Raw genomic sequence first — 3,630 nt, 5'->3', positions numbered from 1 at the left:
CTCGCCCACCGGCCGCCCGGCGGCGTCCCCCTGGGCTTTGAAGTGGGCCACGAACACGCCGCCCATTCTTCACCCCCACCGCAGGCCGGCGGGCGTGGGACGGGGGGCGTGGCGCGGGGGGCGCACGCCCCCGCCGCTGGGGAGGGGTCTGGAGGCGGTCGGGGTTGTTCAGCTTGCTCTCGTCAGTGCCGGCTTGCGTGCGGCCCGCGCCTCACTGCGGTCCACGGGCGGGGCTGGCGGGCGTTGCGGTCGACATGGACCGGTCGCGGGGCGGGGGTGCGGACCTCGGGCACGGGGTCGAAGTGCTGCGCGAGGCGGCGCAGCAGGTGCGCCGTGCGGCTGTGGCGCCGCACCGGGTAGCGGCGGGTCCGCTCAGCCGTGCGCTCTGCGATCAGCTGGTGGGCGAGGGCGTCGGGGAAGGGGACCATTGTGGACGTGTTCATGACAGGCGAACCTGCGCTCTCTTGACGTGGATGTCGCCGCTGCCGGACTGGACGTGGAGCGACGCGGTGGACTCGGCGCCGTCGGGGCCGCTGGCCTCGTCAAGGTCGACCTCGACGTCGCCGGTGACGGTGTTGAGGTCGAGGTAGGTGGCCACCCCGTGGGCGATGGCGGCGACGACGTCGCCGGTGCCGGTCTTGGCCCGGATCTCGCCGGCGTGGACGGCGACGAGCTTGACGTCACCGGTGCCGGTCATGAGGTCGAGGTCCGCCGACGAGGCGACCACGACGAGGTCGCCGGAGCCGGTCTTGGCGCGGAGCGGGCCCTCGGCACGGCGGACCGTGACGTCGCCGGACCCGGAGATCAGCTCGACCCGGGCGCTCATCGTGTCGAGCTCGATGTCACCGGAGCCGGTCTTGAGGGTGAGGTCGCCGCGCACCACGCGGGCCGAGATGTCGCCCGAACCGGACTTGAGCTCGCCGCCATTGAACTCGTCGAGGGTGACGTCACCGGAGCCGGTCGCGGCGCGGGCTCGGTCCATGAGACCCGTGACATCGATGTCGCCCGAGCCCGTCCTCGCGTCGAGGACACTGCGCTGCGGCAAGCTCACCTCGACGTCGACGGATCCCTTGCCGAAGCTGAAGATGGCGTCGCGCATCTTGGGGGCGAGGACGACGACCTCGTCGCCACGCTGCTCGATGGTGAACCGCTCGGCCAGCTCCTCGCCGCCCCGCCCGCGCGGAGTCAGCTGGACGGTGGTCGTGTCCGTCTCGGTCGCCGTGATGGTGATGTCGCCCGCGAGGAGCTCCATCCGCAGGCGGATCGGGCCGGGGGTCGTGAAGGTGTGCTCCATGGTGGTCTCCTTGTGCTGGTGGCCGGGGGTCAGCGGACCCAGCCCTGGACGCGCTTGTTGGTGCGACCCCGCCCGGGGCCGGACGGGTTGGGGATGCCGGCGCCGAACGGCCCGACGTTGATCGTGAGCCCGGGCGCCGTCGCGGCGCGGACCGCGCTGACGAGCCAGGTGTTGAGCGACTGGCCCCGGCCGGAGGCGAGCTCCTCGGCCTTGGTCTTGAGCGACTCCGGGAGCCGCAGCGTGATCCGCACGGTCTCGCCGTCGTCGTCGCCGGCGTCGTCGGCCGTCGGGATCGGCTCGGTCGGGGCGGGGGTGCTGCGGACGACCACGAAGACCGGCTCGCGGCCCTGCAGTCGCACCTCGACGGACGTGCCGTCGAGCTCGTTCGTGATCTCGGCGGCCGCGTGGGAGAGGGCATCCATCAGCGCGAGCCGCGCCGACGAGTCCAGCGCGAAGGACAGCCGCTCGGCCGCCTGCTCGATCTCCGGCCCCATCGCTCGCGCCGCCTGGACGAGGTCCTTGCGGAGGCTGTCGACGTACTCGGTGATGTCCATGTGCACCATCATGACGTCATGATGGTGTCATGTCAACACCACTCTGACATCACTTCACATCCCGAGCGACACCACCGCGCGCCATCGCGCTGTCCCTGAGGCATCGACCGTCCCCTTGCCCGGACCGGGCCGCCAGGCAGATGCGGTGGTTGCGGCGGGTGCTGCCGTGCCCGTCGGCGGGTTCGGCGAAGATGAGACCCATGCGGAGTCTCGCCACCTCGGAGCGCCCCCTGGCGCGCACCCTCTCCCGTGCCGTCGCCACGCTCAGCTCCCGGGCCCGGGCCCGCCAGCTCATCGGAGTCTTCATCCGGATGGGCGCCTCCCCTAGCGCGATCGTCGCGCACGTCCAGCACTCGCCGAACTTCCGTGACGGCCGGTTCCGGGGCGCGGAACCCTCACTCCGGCCGCGGGTCAGGGTGCAGACGAGCGCCGCCCTCGCCGCGATCCGGGTCCACAAGCGGGGACGCGCCGTCGGTGAGATCCCGATCGTCAAGCCCGACCTGCCCGAGCAGGCGGCCGAGCTCGCCGTCACCTGGTACGGCCACGCGACGACGCTGCTCGAGCTCGACGGGCACCGGTTCCTCCTCGATCCCGTCTTCGGCGAGCGGGTGTCTCCCGTCCGGGGGCGCGGGCCCAAACGGATGCACCCGGTGCCCGGCGAGATCGAGGACCTGCCCCCGCTCGATGCGGTTGTCATCTCGCACGACCACTACGACCACCTCGACTTCGACTCCGTCGTCAGGCTCGAGCGCACTCAGAAGCCGCACTACGTCGTGCCGCTCGGCGTCGACCTGCACCTGCTCGCCTGGGGTGTCGCCCCCGAGAGGATCTGCGCCCTCGACTGGCGGGAGGCGACCGACGTCGCCGGCATCCGGCTGACTTGCACCGAGGCCCGGCACAACTCGGGGCGTGGCATCGTCGAGAGCGTCTCGCTCTTCGCCGGCTGGGCCTTCCACGGACCCAGGCACAGCGCCTGGTTCGCCGGGGACTCCGGCACGTCGAAGCGGTTCGCTCGCATCGGTGCCGACCTCGGGCCTTTCGACCTGACCCTCGTGCCTGTCGGCGCCTACGACGCCTTCTGGCCCGACATCCACATGGACCCCGAGCAGGCCGTCGCGGCCCACCGCGACGTGAACCGGATCGGTGCCGACGCCTCCGCCCGTGTCGCCGACGAGGCCGGCACCGCCGACGAGTTCCTGCCCGGCGACCAGCGCATCGACACCCCGGGCGGAGCGCACGAGGAGGGCATCCGGAGCGACACCGCACGGACCACCCTCACCGCGGCTCGGCGCTCGGTCATGCTGCCTGTCCACTGGGCGACCTTCAACCTCGCGATGCACTGGTGGAGCGAGCCGATCCGTCGCACCCTCCACGCCGCCCGCGCGGCTGACGTGCCCGTCATCGCCCCCAGAGTCGGCGAGCGCGTGGACCTCTCCACCGAGGACCCGTCGTCGGTGGCCGAGCGCTTCACCCAGCCGTGGTGGACCGCGGCCGCCGGCCCGGAGGACCACGACTAGCAGGTATGCCGGGTCACCCGTCCACACCGGAGAGCGGGCGTTGGCGGGCGGCGCGAGCGACTCATCGATGGCGCCCCTGGCGAGATCTGTCACGCAGGTCGGGAGTGCGCCGTCGGTGCCCGGTGCGAGCGCAGCCGCCTTCGCCAGCCGCAGCCACTGGTGAGCGAGGACGCGGCGTCGGAGGGTGGGTAGTGGATTGGTATGACTCCGACCGACCCCGCATCGGCCCCGAGTGAGGAGAAGCCCGAGGACCCACCGCCGCCGC

At 72.4% G+C, this 3,630-nt stretch carries 4 protein-coding genes; 1 reads left to right on the top strand and 3 read right to left on the bottom strand.

Annotated elements, in window-relative coordinates; genetic code table 11:
• Positions 1 to 182: 182 nt before the first annotated feature.
• Genes ACTHJJ_RS04130 through ACTHJJ_RS04120 form a run of 3 tightly spaced genes read right to left on the bottom strand, consistent with a single transcriptional unit; the run spans position 183 to position 1,848 of the window.
• Positions 183 to 443 carry a hypothetical protein gene (locus tag ACTHJJ_RS04130; protein WP_440301668.1) on the bottom strand — a complete coding sequence of 87 codons (261 nt, stop codon included), beginning with the start codon at positions 441 to 443 and terminating at the stop codon, positions 183 to 185.
• On the bottom strand, positions 440 to 1,294 hold the full coding sequence (locus ACTHJJ_RS04125; protein WP_440301667.1) for a DUF4097 family beta strand repeat-containing protein: 855 nt from the start codon (positions 1,292 to 1,294) through the stop codon (positions 440 to 442). Before ACTHJJ_RS04125 ends, ACTHJJ_RS04130 begins: the two co-directional genes overlap by 4 nt.
• 29 nt (positions 1,295 to 1,323) lie before the next feature.
• Positions 1,324 to 1,848 (bottom strand): histidine kinase, encoded by a 525-nt coding sequence (locus ACTHJJ_RS04120; RefSeq protein ID WP_440301666.1) that lies wholly within the window; start codon positions 1,846 to 1,848, stop codon positions 1,324 to 1,326.
• Positions 1,849 to 2,048: 200 nt separating this feature from the next.
• On the opposite strand from ACTHJJ_RS04120, the gene ACTHJJ_RS04115 reads away from it, so the two are divergent.
• On the top strand, positions 2,049 to 3,365 hold the full coding sequence (locus tag ACTHJJ_RS04115; protein ID WP_440301665.1) for an MBL fold metallo-hydrolase: 1,317 nt from the start codon (positions 2,049 to 2,051) through the stop codon (positions 3,363 to 3,365).
• Positions 3,366 to 3,630: the final 265 nt, after the last annotated feature.

It is taken from the genome of Intrasporangium sp., assembly GCF_051961875.1.
Taxonomy (GTDB): domain Bacteria; phylum Actinomycetota; class Actinomycetes; order Actinomycetales; family Dermatophilaceae; genus Intrasporangium_A.
Note: the sequence above shows the minus strand (reverse complement) of the source record. Positions and strands in the feature narration are given on the sequence as shown.

What these genes read in the sequence shown, in the direction of transcription:
- ACTHJJ_RS04130 (WP_440301668.1), bottom strand. Translation starts at nt 443, where the DNA reads ATGAACACGTCCACAATGGTCCCCTTCCCCGACGCCCTCGCCCACCAG.
- ACTHJJ_RS04125 (WP_440301667.1), bottom strand. Translation starts at nt 1,294, where the DNA reads ATGGAGCACACCTTCACGACCCCCGGCCCGATCCGCCTGCGGATGGAG.
- ACTHJJ_RS04120 (WP_440301666.1), bottom strand. Translation starts at nt 1,848, where the DNA reads ATGGACATCACCGAGTACGTCGACAGCCTCCGCAAGGACCTCGTCCAG.
- ACTHJJ_RS04115 (WP_440301665.1), top strand. Translation starts at nt 2,049, where the DNA reads ATGCGGAGTCTCGCCACCTCGGAGCGCCCCCTGGCGCGCACCCTCTCC.